Origin of the sequence: Euzebya rosea (assembly GCF_003073135.1) — a bacterium.
Classification (GTDB): Bacteria; Actinomycetota; Nitriliruptoria; order Euzebyales; family Euzebyaceae; genus Euzebya; species Euzebya rosea.
Window position 1 is genome coordinate 84,181 of the sequence record NZ_PGDQ01000005.1, and the last position, 13,781, is coordinate 97,961.

The 13,781-nt window shown below is 71.7% G+C and carries 12 protein-coding genes and 1 tRNA gene; 8 read left to right on the forward strand and 5 right to left on the reverse strand.

The annotated features are described in order from the left end of the window. The first annotated feature begins 47 nt into the window (after positions 1–47). The 3 genes from CUC05_RS07565 (at position 48) to CUC05_RS07575 (ending at position 4,041) form a co-directional block, all read left to right on the forward strand. Complete coding sequence (locus CUC05_RS07565; protein WP_108665492.1) at positions 48–1,061, forward strand: prolipoprotein diacylglyceryl transferase; 1,014 nt, start codon at positions 48–50, stop codon at positions 1,059–1,061. A gap of 67 nt (positions 1,062–1,128) precedes the next feature. Next, complete coding sequence (locus tag CUC05_RS07570; protein WP_108665493.1) at positions 1,129–1,839, forward strand: hypothetical protein; 711 nt, start codon at positions 1,129–1,131, stop codon at positions 1,837–1,839. A 45-nt stretch (positions 1,840–1,884) separates the two neighbouring features. Next, on the forward strand, positions 1,885–4,041 hold the full coding sequence (locus tag CUC05_RS07575; RefSeq protein WP_157965327.1) for a DUF3152 domain-containing protein: 2,157 nt from the start codon (positions 1,885–1,887) through the stop codon (positions 4,039–4,041). Between the two features lie 116 nt (positions 4,042–4,157). On the opposite strand, the gene CUC05_RS07580 is transcribed toward CUC05_RS07575, so the two are convergent. Both CUC05_RS07580 and rpe read right to left on the reverse strand, forming a co-directional pair. Further along, positions 4,158–4,233 (reverse strand) — tRNA-Val (locus tag CUC05_RS07580). A gap of 97 nt (positions 4,234–4,330) precedes the next feature. Beyond that, positions 4,331–5,020 (reverse strand): ribulose-phosphate 3-epimerase, encoded by a 690-nt coding sequence (gene rpe, locus CUC05_RS07585; RefSeq protein WP_108665495.1) that lies wholly within the window; start codon positions 5,018–5,020, stop codon positions 4,331–4,333. Between the two features lie 60 nt (positions 5,021–5,080). On the opposite strand from rpe, the gene CUC05_RS07590 reads away from it, so the two are divergent. Continuing rightward, the gene (locus CUC05_RS07590; RefSeq protein WP_205712199.1) at positions 5,081–5,926 is read left to right on the forward strand and encodes a MerR family transcriptional regulator; all 846 of its coding nucleotides are present in this window, start codon (positions 5,081–5,083) and stop codon (positions 5,924–5,926) included. A gap of 16 nt (positions 5,927–5,942) precedes the next feature. Here CUC05_RS07590 and CUC05_RS07595 read toward each other — a convergent pair whose 3' ends face one another. Both CUC05_RS07595 and CUC05_RS07600 read right to left on the reverse strand, forming a co-directional pair. Continuing rightward, positions 5,943–6,548: a DJ-1/PfpI family protein gene (locus CUC05_RS07595; protein ID WP_108665496.1), complete on the reverse strand. Its 606-nt coding sequence runs from the start codon at positions 6,546–6,548 to the stop codon at positions 5,943–5,945. Beyond that, positions 6,545–6,952, reverse strand: a complete 408-nt coding sequence (locus tag CUC05_RS07600) for a rhodanese-like domain-containing protein (RefSeq protein ID WP_108665762.1) — start codon at positions 6,950–6,952, stop codon at positions 6,545–6,547. The genes CUC05_RS07595 and CUC05_RS07600 overlap by 4 nt, the downstream gene beginning before the upstream one ends. A gap of 112 nt (positions 6,953–7,064) precedes the next feature. Between CUC05_RS07600 and CUC05_RS07605 the strand changes: the two genes are divergently transcribed. Further along, complete coding sequence (locus CUC05_RS07605) at positions 7,065–8,018, forward strand: helix-turn-helix domain-containing protein (RefSeq protein ID WP_108665763.1); 954 nt, start codon at positions 7,065–7,067, stop codon at positions 8,016–8,018. Between the two features lie 46 nt (positions 8,019–8,064). On the opposite strand, the gene CUC05_RS07610 is transcribed toward CUC05_RS07605, so the two are convergent. Next, positions 8,065–9,270, reverse strand: coding sequence for an acetyl-CoA C-acetyltransferase (locus CUC05_RS07610; protein ID WP_108665497.1), 1,206 nt, complete (start codon positions 9,268–9,270; stop codon positions 8,065–8,067). Between the two features lie 177 nt (positions 9,271–9,447). Between CUC05_RS07610 and CUC05_RS07615 the strand changes: the two genes are divergently transcribed. From CUC05_RS07615 to thrS, 3 genes are all read left to right on the forward strand, one after another. Further along, positions 9,448–10,386, forward strand: coding sequence for a hypothetical protein (locus tag CUC05_RS07615; RefSeq protein ID WP_157965328.1), 939 nt, complete (start codon positions 9,448–9,450; stop codon positions 10,384–10,386). A gap of 154 nt (positions 10,387–10,540) precedes the next feature. After that, positions 10,541–11,722, forward strand: a complete 1,182-nt coding sequence (locus CUC05_RS07620) for a hypothetical protein (protein ID WP_108665499.1) — start codon at positions 10,541–10,543, stop codon at positions 11,720–11,722. Between the two features lie 66 nt (positions 11,723–11,788). Continuing rightward, positions 11,789–13,780, forward strand: coding sequence for a threonine--tRNA ligase (gene thrS / locus CUC05_RS07625; RefSeq protein WP_108665764.1), 1,992 nt, complete (start codon positions 11,789–11,791; stop codon positions 13,778–13,780). Position 13,781: the final 1 nt, after the last annotated feature.

Sequence of the window (13,781 nt, forward strand, 5' to 3'; positions counted from 1 at the left end):
ACGACCGCCCCGCCCCGAGACCGACCGTCCACAGACTGGCTTCCCGAATGCTCGCCGAGCTGTCCTGGCCCATCATCGAGCGCATCCACATCCTGGGTGACTTCGCCGTGTCCCCCCACGGGGTGTTCGTCGCGGTCGGCTTCCTCCTCGGCGCCCAGCTGATGCTGAAGCGGGCCGAGGTCCGCGGCGTGGCTCGCCGGCCCGTCACGCACGTGCCCGACGTCATCTCCGCGATCGTCACCCGCGCCGCGATCGGCGGCATCATCGGTGCCCGGCTGTTCTTCGTCGCGACCCGTCCCAGTGAGTTCGACCTCGTCGAGGTCCTCCAGGTGTGGAACGGCGGGCTGTCGCTGCTCGGCGGGATCGCCGGCGGGGTGATCCTGGCGGTGCCCTACATCGTCAAGCACCGGCTGTCGTTGCCGCTGCTGCTGGACTCCCTGGCACCGGGCCTGGCCCTGGGCATCTTCGTCGGTCGCATCGGCGACCTGATCATCGGCGAACACCTCGGCGACGCGACCGACTCGCCGCTCGGCTGGCGCTGCACCCAGCAGTACGTGCGCGACGTCGGCTGGGTGGGACCGGACCCCTTCACCGGCCCGCAGGTCCAGGGATGCTTCGACACCGCGGTCCACCAGACCGCGCTGTATGACTTCCTGACCGGGCTCGTCGTCCTGCTGCTGATCCTGGCGCTGGAGCGACGCAGCCGGTTCGACGGGTTCTTCGGCATGACCTTCGGCCTGGCGTACGGCGGCGGTCGCATCATCACCGACTTCGCCCGCGCCGCAGACAAGGACCTCATCGGCCCGTTCACCGGCACCCAGCTGACGGGGATCGCGCTGGTGGTCACCGCCATCGCGTGGCTGCTGGTCACCAAGCCGTGGACGACCACCCCCTACGCGTGGGTGCCCGGAGAACGGGCGCCATGGACCCGCCCCGAGGCCTTCGCCGCCGCCGACGCGGCACGTCGCGCGGCGGAGGACGACGAGGACGGCGTGCTGGTGTCGTCCACCGACACCGTGCCGGAGGGGACCGCCGAGGGCGACCCCGACGAGCAGGACTGACCGCTCCTCGAATCGGGTCGAATTTCCCGCCCCGGGTCGGGTCGTCGGTCGGTATCCTGCGAGCAGGATGCCGGGCGACCACGATCAGCACAGGCCCTTCGAGGACCTTGCGGTCAGGCACGTCATGGGATCCCTGGATCCGGGGGAGGCCAGCACCTTCCGTTCCCACCTGCTTGACTGCGGCGAGTGCCGCGCCCGGGTGGGCGAGCTGCGGTCCATCGCCTCCGACCTCGCCGACGTCGAGCGTGCCGAACGCCGCGAGCGGGCCGCCCAGCGGGTGGAGATCAAGGAACGCGAGGACGACGAGGGCCCCGAGGCCGAGGCGAACGTCGTGCCCCGGGCCGGCCGTGGCGTGATGATCGCCGTCATCCTCCTCGTGATCGTGCTCAGCGTCTGGAACTTCGTCCTGCGTGGCCAGAACGACAGCCTCCAGGCCGCCCTGGTCGCCGAGCAGCAGTCCACCGCTGTGATCAACTTCGGCCAGCCGTGGACGGTCGTTGAGCAGGCCGCCGGGGTGGAGGGCGTCGCCCGCGTCGAGCAGGGCTCCCTTGCCGTCATGGTCCGTGGCACCGATGACCGGGCGCCCTACGTCATCACGCTGTACGACGCCACCGGCGAACGCATCCACACCGAGGCACACGCCTCGGTCAACCAGCAGGTCAGCTGGTTCCGCGGTCCGGTGTCGGCTCGCGCAGCCCGCATAGACGTGTCGCTGGATCGCGACACGGGCGAGACCGTGGTGTTCCGCGCCGAGGATCCCGCGCTCACCGGCAGCTGACGGGCCTCCCCCTCACCGGTCGTCGTGGCTGGCATGGTGTGCGGGGTGCGCACAGCGTCCGTTGACCGACCGGCAGGCCCGCCCGCACGGGTGCTGGGCGGCGGCGGTGCGGGCGCATCGCGTTCCGTGGTCGCCACGATGGCGCTGACGCTGCTGGTCGTGCTGCTCGCGGTGGCGGTCCCGCCGCCCGCGACCTCCCAGACCTCCATCGCCGACCAGCCTGCCCTGCTGCCTGCGCGCGTCAGCGACCCGGTCCCGGCCCCCAACGCGGTGGTCGCCCCCGGCCCGGTCGTGATCGCCGCAGCGGTGGACGGCGTCGAACCCGACCGTGTCCGCTTCCTCGTGGACGGCGAACGTGCGTCCGGGCCGTTCGTCGACCCCGACGGTCCGCTCAGCGCACGTCGTGGCGTGGAGGCGACGCTGTCACCCGGCCCGCACGAGGTGGGCATCGAGGTCGATGGCCGCATCCTGCGACGCTGGACCGTCGACGTGTCGGGCCTGGCCGTCGAACCCGTCGCGGCGGATCCCTCGATGGTCGCGGCACGGGTCACCGGCGCCTCCCGCACCGTCGTGCTGGTCAACCCCGACCACCCCGCGGCGACCGCCGTGATGCCCGCCGCCGTTGCCGTGGACGCGCGGGTCCTGCCCGTGCCGCGACTGGAGGTGCCCGGGGAGGTGTGGACCGCCCTGCGCGACGTCGGCGACGACGTGCGGGTGCTGGTGGCGGGGGACGAGGCGGCGATCGGGGAGGTCGTCGTCGGCGACCTGCGCGACGCGGGGTTCGCGGCCGTCAGGCTGGATGCCGGCACGCTGGAGTCGATGTCGTTGGCCGCGGCCGACCAGCTGGCGGCCCTCCCGGAGTCCGATCCCGCCCGTGCGGCGCTGGACGCCGTGGTCGTCGCCCCTGCTGCGCCCGTCGCGGTGGCCGTGCGTGCGGCCGAGACCGCGGCCCGCCTGGGCGCCACGGTGCTGCTGGTGGACGGTGCCGTGCCGTCCCCCGTGTCCCTGGCGCGCATCGCCGCGGCACGGACGGTGCTGGCCTCCTCGGACCTCTCGGCCGAGGCACGGACTGCGGTCGTCGAGGCGCTCGGGGAGGGCGCGGTCCTCAGCGACGACCTGCTGGTATCCCGTCGGGCTGGCGAGGCGCTGGTCGTCGTCGACCCGGCACGAACCGACCTCGGCGTCGTCGCGCTGCGCACGGCCGCCGACAACCGGGCCGTGCTGCTCGGGTTGGACGAGGGCCGCGCCTGGGTCGCGGCGCACCGGCCGGACCGTGTCGTCCTCGTCGGCGGCACCGCGGCCGAGGCCGAGGCGTTGCACGCCGAGTGGGTCGACGGGGTGGGGCAGCCCGGGGTCGAACCGCTGATCGACGCCACCGACGGCCTGTCGGTCACGTTGTCCGCTGATGTCCCGCTGGAGCGGGCCGAGGTGCACGTCGACCTGCTCGGCTTCGAGTGGACCGGCGACGTCGCCGTCGAGGACGGGCGGGCCGTCTGGACCGGCGGTCAGCGGCCCCGCCTTCCCGAGGCGCTGGAACCGCCCGGACCGGGGACCCCGGCACGGATCGACGTGACCGCGCTGGTCGGGGCCGGCACGGCACGACGGCACCTGCGGTTCGTGGGTCAGGTCGAGCTGTCCCCGCTCACCAGCGTCTCCAGCGACGGGTTCCTCGTCGCCGGGGGCAGCAGCCCCGTGGTGGGCGCCGGACCGTTGCGGACCTTCAGCGTCGAGGTCGAGCGATCGACCGGCCTGGACGTCGACGCGGTCGCGGCGGAGGTCACCGAGATCCTGCTCGACCCGCGCGGCTGGACCGCTGACGGCACCCGGTCGCTGCAACGCATCGGCAGCTCGGCGGCAGCGGACCTTCGCGTCGTCGTCGCCCGTCCCGAGACGGTGGACTACTACTGCGGCCGGGTGGGCCTTCGCACCGGCGGGCGCGTGTCGTGCTGGGACGGGTTCCGCGCCATGCTCAACCTGGACCGCTGGAACACCGGGGTGGCCCCGTTCCACAGCGACGTCACCGTGTACCGGCAGTACCTGGTCAGCCACGAGCTGGGGCACGGCCTGGGGTACGGCCACGAGTTCTGCCTGCGTCCGGGCACGCTCGCCCCCGTGATGATGCAGCAGACCGGCGGCATCGGCGCCTGCCTGGCCAACGGCTGGCCCCACCCGACGGTCGGCAACATCGTCGCCGTCGGCTGATTCCCCGCCCGTGTCACACGAACGCCGATGTGCGATGCACATCGGCGTTGTTGGGGTGGGCGTCGGTGCGCCTGTGGTTGGCGTCGATGCGCCTGTGGTGGGCGTCAGGGCGCCTGTGGTGGGCCCGGCTGGGATCGAACCAGCGACCTCTCCGGTGTGAGCGGAGCGCTCGTCCCACTGAGCTACGAGCCCGTAGTTCATCGACCAGCGGTCGGTGGGACGGGAAACTATAGCGGGCCGGATAGGCGATCGCCTAGTCGGTCCGGCGTGCCACCGGGCCCCGGGTGGATCAGAGGCCGCGGGCCTCGTTGGCGCGGGTGCGGAGGTCGGTGACGCCCTCGGCGAAGCTGTCGTACTTCCACAGGGCGCTGCCCGAGATAAAGACGTTGGCGCCGGCACCGGCAGCGCCAGCGATCGTGTCGGCGTTCATGCCGCCGTCGACCTCGAGGTCGATCTCGCGACCGCTGGCCGCGATCATCTCCGCGGTCATGCGGATCTTCGGCTCCATCGACGCGATGTAGGCCTGGCCGCCGAAGCCGGGGTTGACCGTCATCAGCACGATCTCGTCGACGAGGTCGATGGCGTGCTCGACGTGGGTCAGCGGCGTGGCGGGGGACAGGGCGATCCCGAGCTTGGCGCCCATCTGCTTGACCTGCTGGTACACACGGTGGGGCTGCCCGAGCGTCTCGGGGTGCAGGATGATGATCTCGCAGCCCGCCTCCTCGATGTAGCGGGGGAGCATGTCCTCGGGCCGCTCGGCCATGATGTGGGCCTCGAACGGCACGTCCACCAGGGGACGGCAGGCCGCGATCGTGTCCGGGCCGAACGTCAGGTTCGGCACGAAGACGCCGTCCATGACGTCCCACTGGATGCGGTCCACGCCGGCCTCCTCCAGCGCGACGCAGTCCCTCCCCAGGTTGGCGAAGTCAGCCGGGAGGACGGACGGGACGATCAGGGTGGGGCGCGGCGTGGAAGTCATCGCCGGTGGAGGGTAACCGGCCCACGAAGCCACCCGAATCGTCCCCTTGACCCTCCCACGATGGGAGACTCCATCCTCGACGTCATGGAACAGCTGGTACCGATCGGGCGGTTCTCCCGAATGACCCGCCTGTCGATCAAGGCCCTGCGGCACTACGACCGCATCGGCCTGCTGGAACCCGCGGAGGTCGATCCCTCGTCCGGCTACCGGTACTACCGGTTGACCCAGACGAGGCAGGCCGAGGCGATCCGCTTGCTGCGCGGGATCGACATGTCGCTGGACGACATCGCGACCCTGCTCGCCGACGGCACCGCACCGGACGTGGTCGACAAGCTCCTCGACCGGCATCGCGAGCGCCTCGCCGAGTCGGTCAGGGTCCAGCAGCGACGACTGACGACGGTCCAGCGCCTCATCACCGGAAAGGAACCCCTCGTGCCCTACGACGTCACGACCAGGACCATCGACCCGATCACCGTGGTCAGCATCCGCCGCCACACCGACAAGGCCGGCATCAGCACGGCCATCGGGGAGTCCATGCACACCCTGTACGCCACCGTCATGGGATCGGCGGCCGAGCTCGCCGGCGCACCCACCGTGCTGTACCACGACGTCATCGACGAGGAGCAGTCGGGCGACCTCGAGGTTGCCCTGCCGATCGCCGAGCCCGCCGGCCCCATCACCGTCGACGGGGACATGGTTCGTCGCGTCGTCGACGGGGGGACGGTGGCCACGACCATGCACCACGGGGCGTACGACGAGATCGGCGGCGCCTACCACGTGCTGGCCGGCTGGATCGCCGAGCACGGCCACACGCCGAGCTTCCCGGCGCGCGAGCTGTACCTAAACGACCCCAGCCAGGTGCCGGAGGGCGAGCAGCTCACCGAGGTCCAGTGGCCCTTCGAGTGATCGGCGCCCTCGCCCGTCACCCCCGCTCGCGGGTCCAAACGTAGTCGATCTGGGTCGCCGTCGCCTCGGCCAGCGGCCGGCCGGCGACCTGCTCGACGAGGTGCAGGGCCATCGCGATCCCCGAGGACAGGCCGCCGGAGGTGACCACGTCACCGTCGACGGCCCAGCGCACGTCGTCACGGGTGACGCCCCGGCCACGCTGCTCGGCGAGGGCGGGGACGTCCTCCCAGTGCGTGGTCGCCTCGCCGTCGCCCAGCAGCCCGGCCGCATCCAGCAGGAACGCGCCGGTGCACACCGAGGCCACCCGGTCGACGTGGGCACCGGCCCGCGCGATCCCGTCGAGCAGCGCCCGGTTCCCGAGCCCCGCCTCGAGGTCGATCAGCCCGGGCACGATCAGCTGGTGCGCGTCGTGGTTGTCGTGCAACGCCCCGTGGGAGGGGGTCAGGCCGAGCCCGCCGTAGGCGACGACGGACCGTCCGTCGAGGCTGACGGTCCGCACCTGGAACGGCACGTCCACCACCCAGCGCGAGGCCAGCCGGTTGGCCGTCAGCAGCACCTCGTAGGGGCCGGTGACGTCCATGACGTCACAGCCGTCGAACAGCAGCAGGGCCGCGATCGTCACGCCGGCACCTCCGCCACGAGTCGCGCCAGCGCGAAGCCCTCCATCTCCCAGCCCCAGACGCCGCCCAGCATCTCCTTGACGGGGAAGCCGAGCTCGGCGATGCGCGCGGCGCCCTTCGTCGCGCCGTTGCAGTGCGGACCCCAGCAGTAGGTGACGAACAGCACGTCGCCGTGGGCGCCGAGCCCATCGGCGGTCATCCTCTCCGGCGGGATGTTGACGGCGCCGGGCACGTGGCCGGCGGCGAAGGCCTCCGGGGATCGGGTGTCGACGACGACGATGCGGTCGGGGTGGTCCCGGAGGGTCGCGTGCACGTCGCTGCAGTCGGTCTCCGCGGCCAGTCGGGCGCGGTAGTGGCGGACAAGGTCGGCGGCCGGGGCGGCCGGGATGTCGGTGGCGTAGGGCATGCGGCCATTGTCAGCGAGCCCGGCCGCGCGCACCATGTGGCTGGATGTCAACCATCGACAACATCACGCCACCCTCGCCGTGGAGCTCCAGCCCGGACGGGCGGGACTGCTGATGCGCGATCGCCCGAACGACCGGCTGGCGATCCTGGCCTACGACCACCTGAAGACCTTCGAGTTCGGGATCGCCGTGGAGCTGTTCGCCCTCGACCGCCCCGAGGTCGGCCGCTTCTACGACGTCACCGTCGTCGCCGCCGACCCCGGTCCGCTGCGGGCCACCGGCGGGTTCGCGGTGACGGCCGATCACGGGCTGGACGACGCCCGCGGCGTGGGCACCCTCGTCGTCCCGGGCTGGCCCATGGACGACAGGCCGCTCGACGTCGCCGTGCACGGCCTCCTGCACGACACCGTGGCGTCGGGCGGGCGGGTGGTCGGCATCTGCTCCGGCGCCTACGCCCTCGCCGCCGCAGGGTTGCTCGACGGACGTCGTGCCACGACCCACTGGTTGTTCGCCGAGGACCTGGCCCGCCGGTTTCCCCGGGTGCGGGTCGACCCCGACGTGCTGTACGTCGACGAGGACGACGTGCTCACCTCGGCCGGGTCGGCGGCGGGGATCGACGCCGGCCTGCACCTCATCCGCCACGACTGGGGAGGGCAGGTCGCCGCCACGATCGCCCGCCGGATGGTCATGCCGCCGCACCGCGACGGTGGCCAGGCCCAGTACGTGTCCGCGCCCCCTCCGGTGGCCGAGGACTGGCTCGCCGGACTCCAGGACTGGGTGGTCGGCAACCTCGACCGGCCGCTGTCGTTGGCGGACCTCGCCGATCGTGTCGACGTCAGCCCGCGCACCCTCACCCGGCGGTTCGAGCGGTCGCTGGGCACCAGCCCCGGACGATGGGTGGTACAGCAGCGGCTGGCGCGGGCGCAGGAGCTGCTGCTGGCCGACGACGCCTCGGTCGAGCAGGTCGCCCGGGCCGTCGGGTTCGGTGCCGCGGTGACGTTGCGGCACCACTTCCGCCGCCACCTGCGCACCACCCCCACCGCCTATCGGGCTCGGTTCGGGGGATGAAGAAGGGCCCGCCGGTCGGCGGGCCCCTGGCGCCGGGTCGTGCGGTCTAGTGGAGGCGCTCCACGACGATGGCCATGCCCTGGCCACCGCCGACGCACATGGTCTCCAGGCCGATCGTCCTGTCGGCGGTCTGCAGGCCGTTGAGCAGCGTGTTCATGATCCGGGCGCCGGTCATGCCGAACGGGTGGCCGACGGCGATGGAGCCGCCGTTCACGTTCAGCTTGTCCCACTCGATGCCGAGGTCGTCGGCGGAGGGGATGACCTGGGCGGCGAAGGCCTCGTTGATCTCCACGAGGTCGACGTCGTCGATGGTCATCCCGGCGCGGGCCAGCGCCTGCTTGGACGCCTCGACGGGACCCAGGCCCATGATCTCGGGGTTCAGGGCGGTCACGCCGGTGGAGATGATCCGGGCCAGCGGCTGGATGCCGAGCTCGGCGGCGCGGGTGTCGGACATCACGACCACCGCGGCGGCGCCGTCGTTGAGCGGGCACGCGTTGCCGGCGGTGATACGACCGTCGGGACGGAAGACGGGCTTGAGCTCCGACAGCTTCTCCGCGGTCGTGCCGGGCCGGGGACCGTCGTCCTGGGTCATCGTGGTGCCGTTGGGCAGGTCGACCGGGGTGATCTCGCGGTCGAAGAAGCCGTTCTTCTGCGACTCCACCGCACGCTGCTGGGACAGGGCAGCGAACTCGTCCATCCGCTCCCGGGACACACCCTTCAGCAGGGCCACGTTCTCCGCGGTCTGGCCCATCGGGATGTAGATGTCGGGCAGCCCCTCGGGCGGGGCCCACGAGTCGGCGCCGTCCTCGGCCATCGACGCGGTCCGCGCCTCGGCGTCGGCGAACTTCTCGTTGTGGGGGCCAGTGTCGGAGGAGCCGTTGACGAACCGGCTGACCGTCTCCACGCCGGCGGTGACGAACACGTCGCCCTCGCCGGCCTTGATCGCGTGGGCGGCCATCCGCATGGTCTGCACCGACGAGGAGCAGTAGCGCGTGATCGTCGCGCCGGGGACGGTCTCCCAGCCGAGCAGCGTCGCGACGACGCGGCCCATGTTGAAGCCCTGCTCGCCGCCGGGCAGGCCACAGCCAAGCAGCAGGTCCTCGACCTCGTGGTGGTCCAGCTCCGGGACCTTGTCCATGGCCGCCTGGACGGCGATGGCGGCCAGGTCGTCGGGCCGCATGTCGACGAGCGAGCCCTTCCCGGCACGTCCGATCGGAGTGCGGGCAACGGCGACGATGACTGGTTCGGGCATCCGGGTTCCTCCTGTGGGGGCCGGTGGGGGGCTCGTTGATTCCGGCCGGTACAGCGTAGGCCGCGGCCGCCCCGCCCTGCGACTTCGGTCCGCCGTCTGCCCCACCATCCGCCCATCCGGGTGGGCCCTCGGGTACGCTGGGTAGTCTTCGCTGCCTTCAACTGAACGGGGATCACCTTGCGAGAACTGCGCGTCATTGCCGCCCTCCTGATGGTCGTGGTGCTCAGCGCCTGCGGCGGCGGCGAGACCGCTGCCGTCAGCGACGCCGAGCCGTCCGAGGCCGAGGCCACCACCGAGGAGACCGCCTCGGAGGAGGAGGCCACGGAGCCCGAGGGCGAGCCGGACCTGCGCGTGACGGGCGTCGACGACGACGTGTTCTGTCCGGCGCTGGACCGCGTCACCAACCTGCTGATCCAGGCCGACGGCATCGAGGACGACGAGCAGCTCGACGCCCAGATCGAGCTGTTCGACGACGTGCAGACCATCATCGCCGAGCTCGGGGACGACCACGAGGAGCTCGCTGAGGGGCTGGAGCTGCTGGCCACGGACGCGCTGGTCTTCACCGAGGACGCCGATGTCGACGCCGAGGCGGTCGACGCGGCGACGGGGCTGGCGATCGAGACGTGGAACGTCAACTGCGCCGACTGGGTCCCGGGGTCGGTCGACGATGATGTCCCCGACCCCGACGCCTTCGGGGCCGACGGGCAGGAGGACGCGTTCGACGCCGAGTGCCCTGCCCCCGAGGTGCTGGAGTCCGAGGGGCTCGAGTGCGACGAGTTCGGCAACCTCTACCCGGCGGGGGAGTACTCCGACGGGCACGGTGACGGGCCGGAGTACGACCCGGAGGGCGACGAGGCCTACGACGCGGAGTGCCCGTCGCCGGAGACCCTCGAGGCCAACGGCCTGGCGTGTGACGAGTACGGCAACACCTACCCGGCGGAGGAGTACTCCGACGGGCACGGTGACGGCCCCGAGTACGACCCCGAGGGCGATCCGGACCCGGACGCCTTCGGGGGCGACGGCTGCGAGGGCGACGAGTGCTACGGGGACGACGCGTACGACGAGCCGGTCTCGGAGGAATTCGGGGCGGACGGGTGCGAGGGCGACGACTGCTGACCGCCTCTCGGGGAACGCCCCGCTGACGCCGAACGGCCCCGACATCGTCGGGGCCGTTTCCCCGTTGGGGGACGGTCGACGAACCCGTTCGCGGGGGAACCGATCACCGGCCGACCCCTTCCCCCGACAGTGTCGCCTTCGGTACCGTGCGGCCATGTTCGAGGCCCTCCGAACCATCCGTCGGCACCTCCGCGCCAAGCAGACGCCGGAGTACCGAGCCCACGTCGCGGCCGAGCGCGACAAGTGGGAGGGGTACGCCCTGCAGCAGGCGTCCATGCCCGTCGACGCCACCGTGTCGGACGTCGACATCGACGCCGCGGAGGCGGCGATCCGGCGGGCGATGGGGTCGATGGACATGACGGCGTTGCTGCCGGAGCCCAGCGAGTTCGTCAAGCGCACCATCTGCGCGGCCTGCGGGGGCGGCAAGGAGCTGCCGTCGGTCCGGCCGATGCTGTACTGCGACTTCTGCGGGCAGGTCACCGACTACGACCTGAAGCAGGCGATGGCAGAGGCCTACAGCCATCCCGACGTCGCCACGTTCGCGCGGGTCGGCAACCGCCTGCGGCCCGCGGCGATGGCAGCCGGCCGGGCCGGCGACGTGGACACCTTCCGGGCACTGACCCACACGTTGATGGAGGCCCAGGCGGCCTGGACGCCGTGGACGGTGCCGCCGAGGGCCTACAACGACGATGCCTACCGGCAGCGGTGGGTGACCTACCAGACCGAGCTGGCGGTGCTGACCACGTTCGATGCGACCCACGCGGCGTTGCAGGACCGCGTGATCGGGCTGACCCAGAAGCTGCGCTGGACGGGCGGCAACCTCGCGGCGATGGGCCTGCAGGCCATGACCGGCCGGACACCGGGGGAGCGGACCCGCCCCCGCGTCGTGGCGGAGACCTTCTGGCCGCTCGTCGACGTGCTGCTCCAGCAGGCCGAGCGGACCCGCGTCCTGCTGGACGGGTCGGCGGTACGAACCCTCGACCCCGACGCCATGCCCGGCGTGGTCGCCGACCGGCTGTTCCGCTCGGGGCTGGCCCAGGGGTGGCTCCCGTCGCTGGACCCCGCGGACGGGGAGGTCCTGGTCGAACGGCTGCAGCTCGACCACGCCTACCAGCGGCCGACCGCCACGGGGGAGCGCCGGCACTGCACCGGCTGCGGGTACGACCTGACCGTGCTGGAAGGGGCCACGACCGTGGTGTGTGATGCATGCGGCCGTCGCATCGACGTCGGCGGGCCGGCCATCGTCTGCGTCGGCTGCAACGACCGTGTCGCGCTGCCCGAAGGGGAGGCATCGGCCAGCTGCCCGTCGTGCAACGCGCTGGTCCGGAGGGTCTAGCCCGTTCGCTATCCTTGGCCGCCCTGCCCAACCACAGGAAACCAAGGAGCTGACGTGTCGGACGTGATGAAGGTGTACGGACCGGGTGATGCCACCGCGGAGGTCCCCACCGGCACGACGGCGCAGGATGCCCTGAAGTCGCTCGGTGCGATCCGCGGCATGGTCGTCGCGGCCCGGGTCGACGGAACGATGGTCGACCTGGACCGGGTGCTGGAGGACGGCGAGTCCGTCGAGCCGATCCCCGCGGACTCCGACGACGGGCGGTTCATCATCCGCCACTCCGCCGCCCACGTGATGGCCCAGGCCGTCACCGACCTGTGGCCGGGGACCAACTTCGGCATCGGCCCGCCGGTCGAGAACGGCTTCTACTACGACTTCGATCCCGAGGTGCCCTTCACCGAGGAGGACCTGAAGAAGATCGAGGGCCGCATGGTCCAGATCGTCAAGGAGGACCAGCCGTTCGTGCGGGTCGAGGTGTCCACCGACGAGGCGCTGGCCGCCTTCGAGGGCAACCCCTACAAGGTCGAGATCATCACCGACGGCGAGGCCGCCGCCGACGACCCCACCGCCCCCGCCGGGGACTCCGGCATCACGATCTACCGCAACGACAAGCCCGACGGCGGCCACTGGCAGGACCTCTGCCGTGGCCCCCACGTGCCGACCACCAAGTGGATCCCGGCGTTCACCCTCCAGCGGGTCGCCGGTGCCTACTGGCGTGGTAGCGAGAAGAACAAGATGCTCCAGCGTGTCTACGGCACCGCCTGGGAGTCCAAGAAGGCCCTGAAGGCGTTCCTCCACCAGCAGGAGGAGGCCCGAAAGCGCGACCACCGCAAGGTCGGCCGGGACCTGGACCTGTTCAGCTTCCCCGAGGAGCTCGGGCAGGGCCTGGCCGTGTGGCATCCCAACGGGGCGATCGTCCGCCAGGAGATGGAGGACTACATCCGCGCGGAGGTCCGTCGTCGCGGCTACCAGCCGGTCTACACCCCCCACATCGGCAAGTCGCAGCTGTGGGAGACCTCCGGCCACCTCGACTTCTACGCCGACGGCATGTACCCGCCGATGGAGATGGACCCCTCCGGCGACGGCGCGGGGACCAACTACTACCCCAAGCCGATGAACTGCCCGTTCCACGTGCTGGTCTACCGGTCCCAGCAGCGGTCCTACCGTGACCTGCCGCTGCGCCTCGCCGAGCTCGGGACGGTGTACCGCTACGAGAAGTCCGGCACCGTGCACGGCCTGCTGCGGGCCCGCGGGTTCACCCAGGACGACTCCCACATCTTCTGCACCGCCGACCAGGTCGTCGCCGAGGCCCGGGGCTGCATGGAGTTCGCGCTCGACGTCCTGCGGGCCTTCGGGTTCGACACCCCCTCGCGGATCGCCCTGTCGACCCGGCCGGCCAAGGCCGAGACCGTCGGCACCGACGAGGGCTGGGCCCACGCGGAGAAGGCGCTGGAGCAGGCCCTGGAGGAGATCGGCCTGGACTACGTGGTCGACGAGGGCGAAGGCGCCTTCTACGGCCCCAAGATCGACGTGCAGGTCACCGACGCCATCGGTCGGGCCTGGCAGCTGTCGACCATCCAGATCGACTTCAACCTGCCCGAACGGTTCGACCTGAGCTACACCAACGACAGCGGCGAGTCCGAGCGGCCCTTCATGGTCCACCGGGCCCTGTACGGCTCGCTCGACCGGTTCTTCGGGGTCCTCACCGAGCACTTCAACGGGGCGTTCCCGACCTGGCTGGCCCCCACCCAGGCCGTGGTCATCCCGATCAGCGACGCGCACCTGCACTACGCCGCCGAGGTCGAGGCCTACCTGATCGGCACCGGTCGTCGAGCGATGGTCGACACCAGCGACGAGACGATGGGCGCCAAGATCCGCAAGCACCAGGCGAACAAGGTGCCGTACATGCTGATCGTCGGCGAGCAGGAGGCTGCGGACCGCACCGTCGCCATCCGGCCGCGCTACGGTGACCAGCGCAAGGGCGTGCCCCTCGACGACTTCGCCGAGGAGCTGTCGCTGGAGGTCGCCGAGAAGCGCGTGGGCCCGCAGCCCGAGTGAC

Bases quoted from the DNA above. Each gene is read 5' to 3' on its own strand.
- CUC05_RS07565 (WP_108665492.1), top strand. From the start codon at position 48: ATGCTCGCCGAGCTGTCCTGGCCCATCATCGAGCGCATCCACATCCTG.
- CUC05_RS07570 (WP_108665493.1), top strand. From the start codon at position 1,129: ATGCCGGGCGACCACGATCAGCACAGGCCCTTCGAGGACCTTGCGGTC.
- rpe (WP_108665495.1), bottom strand. From the start codon at position 5,020: ATGACTTCCACGCCGCGCCCCACCCTGATCGTCCCGTCCGTCCTCCCG.
- CUC05_RS07590 (WP_205712199.1), top strand. From the start codon at position 5,081: ATGGGAGACTCCATCCTCGACGTCATGGAACAGCTGGTACCGATCGGG.
- CUC05_RS07600 (WP_108665762.1), bottom strand. From the start codon at position 6,952: ATGCCCTACGCCACCGACATCCCGGCCGCCCCGGCCGCCGACCTTGTC.
- CUC05_RS07605 (WP_108665763.1), top strand. From the start codon at position 7,065: ATGCGCGATCGCCCGAACGACCGGCTGGCGATCCTGGCCTACGACCAC.
- CUC05_RS07610 (WP_108665497.1), bottom strand. From the start codon at position 9,270: ATGCCCGAACCAGTCATCGTCGCCGTTGCCCGCACTCCGATCGGACGT.
- CUC05_RS07620 (WP_108665499.1), top strand. From the start codon at position 10,541: ATGTTCGAGGCCCTCCGAACCATCCGTCGGCACCTCCGCGCCAAGCAG.
- thrS (WP_108665764.1), top strand. From the start codon at position 11,789: ATGAAGGTGTACGGACCGGGTGATGCCACCGCGGAGGTCCCCACCGGC.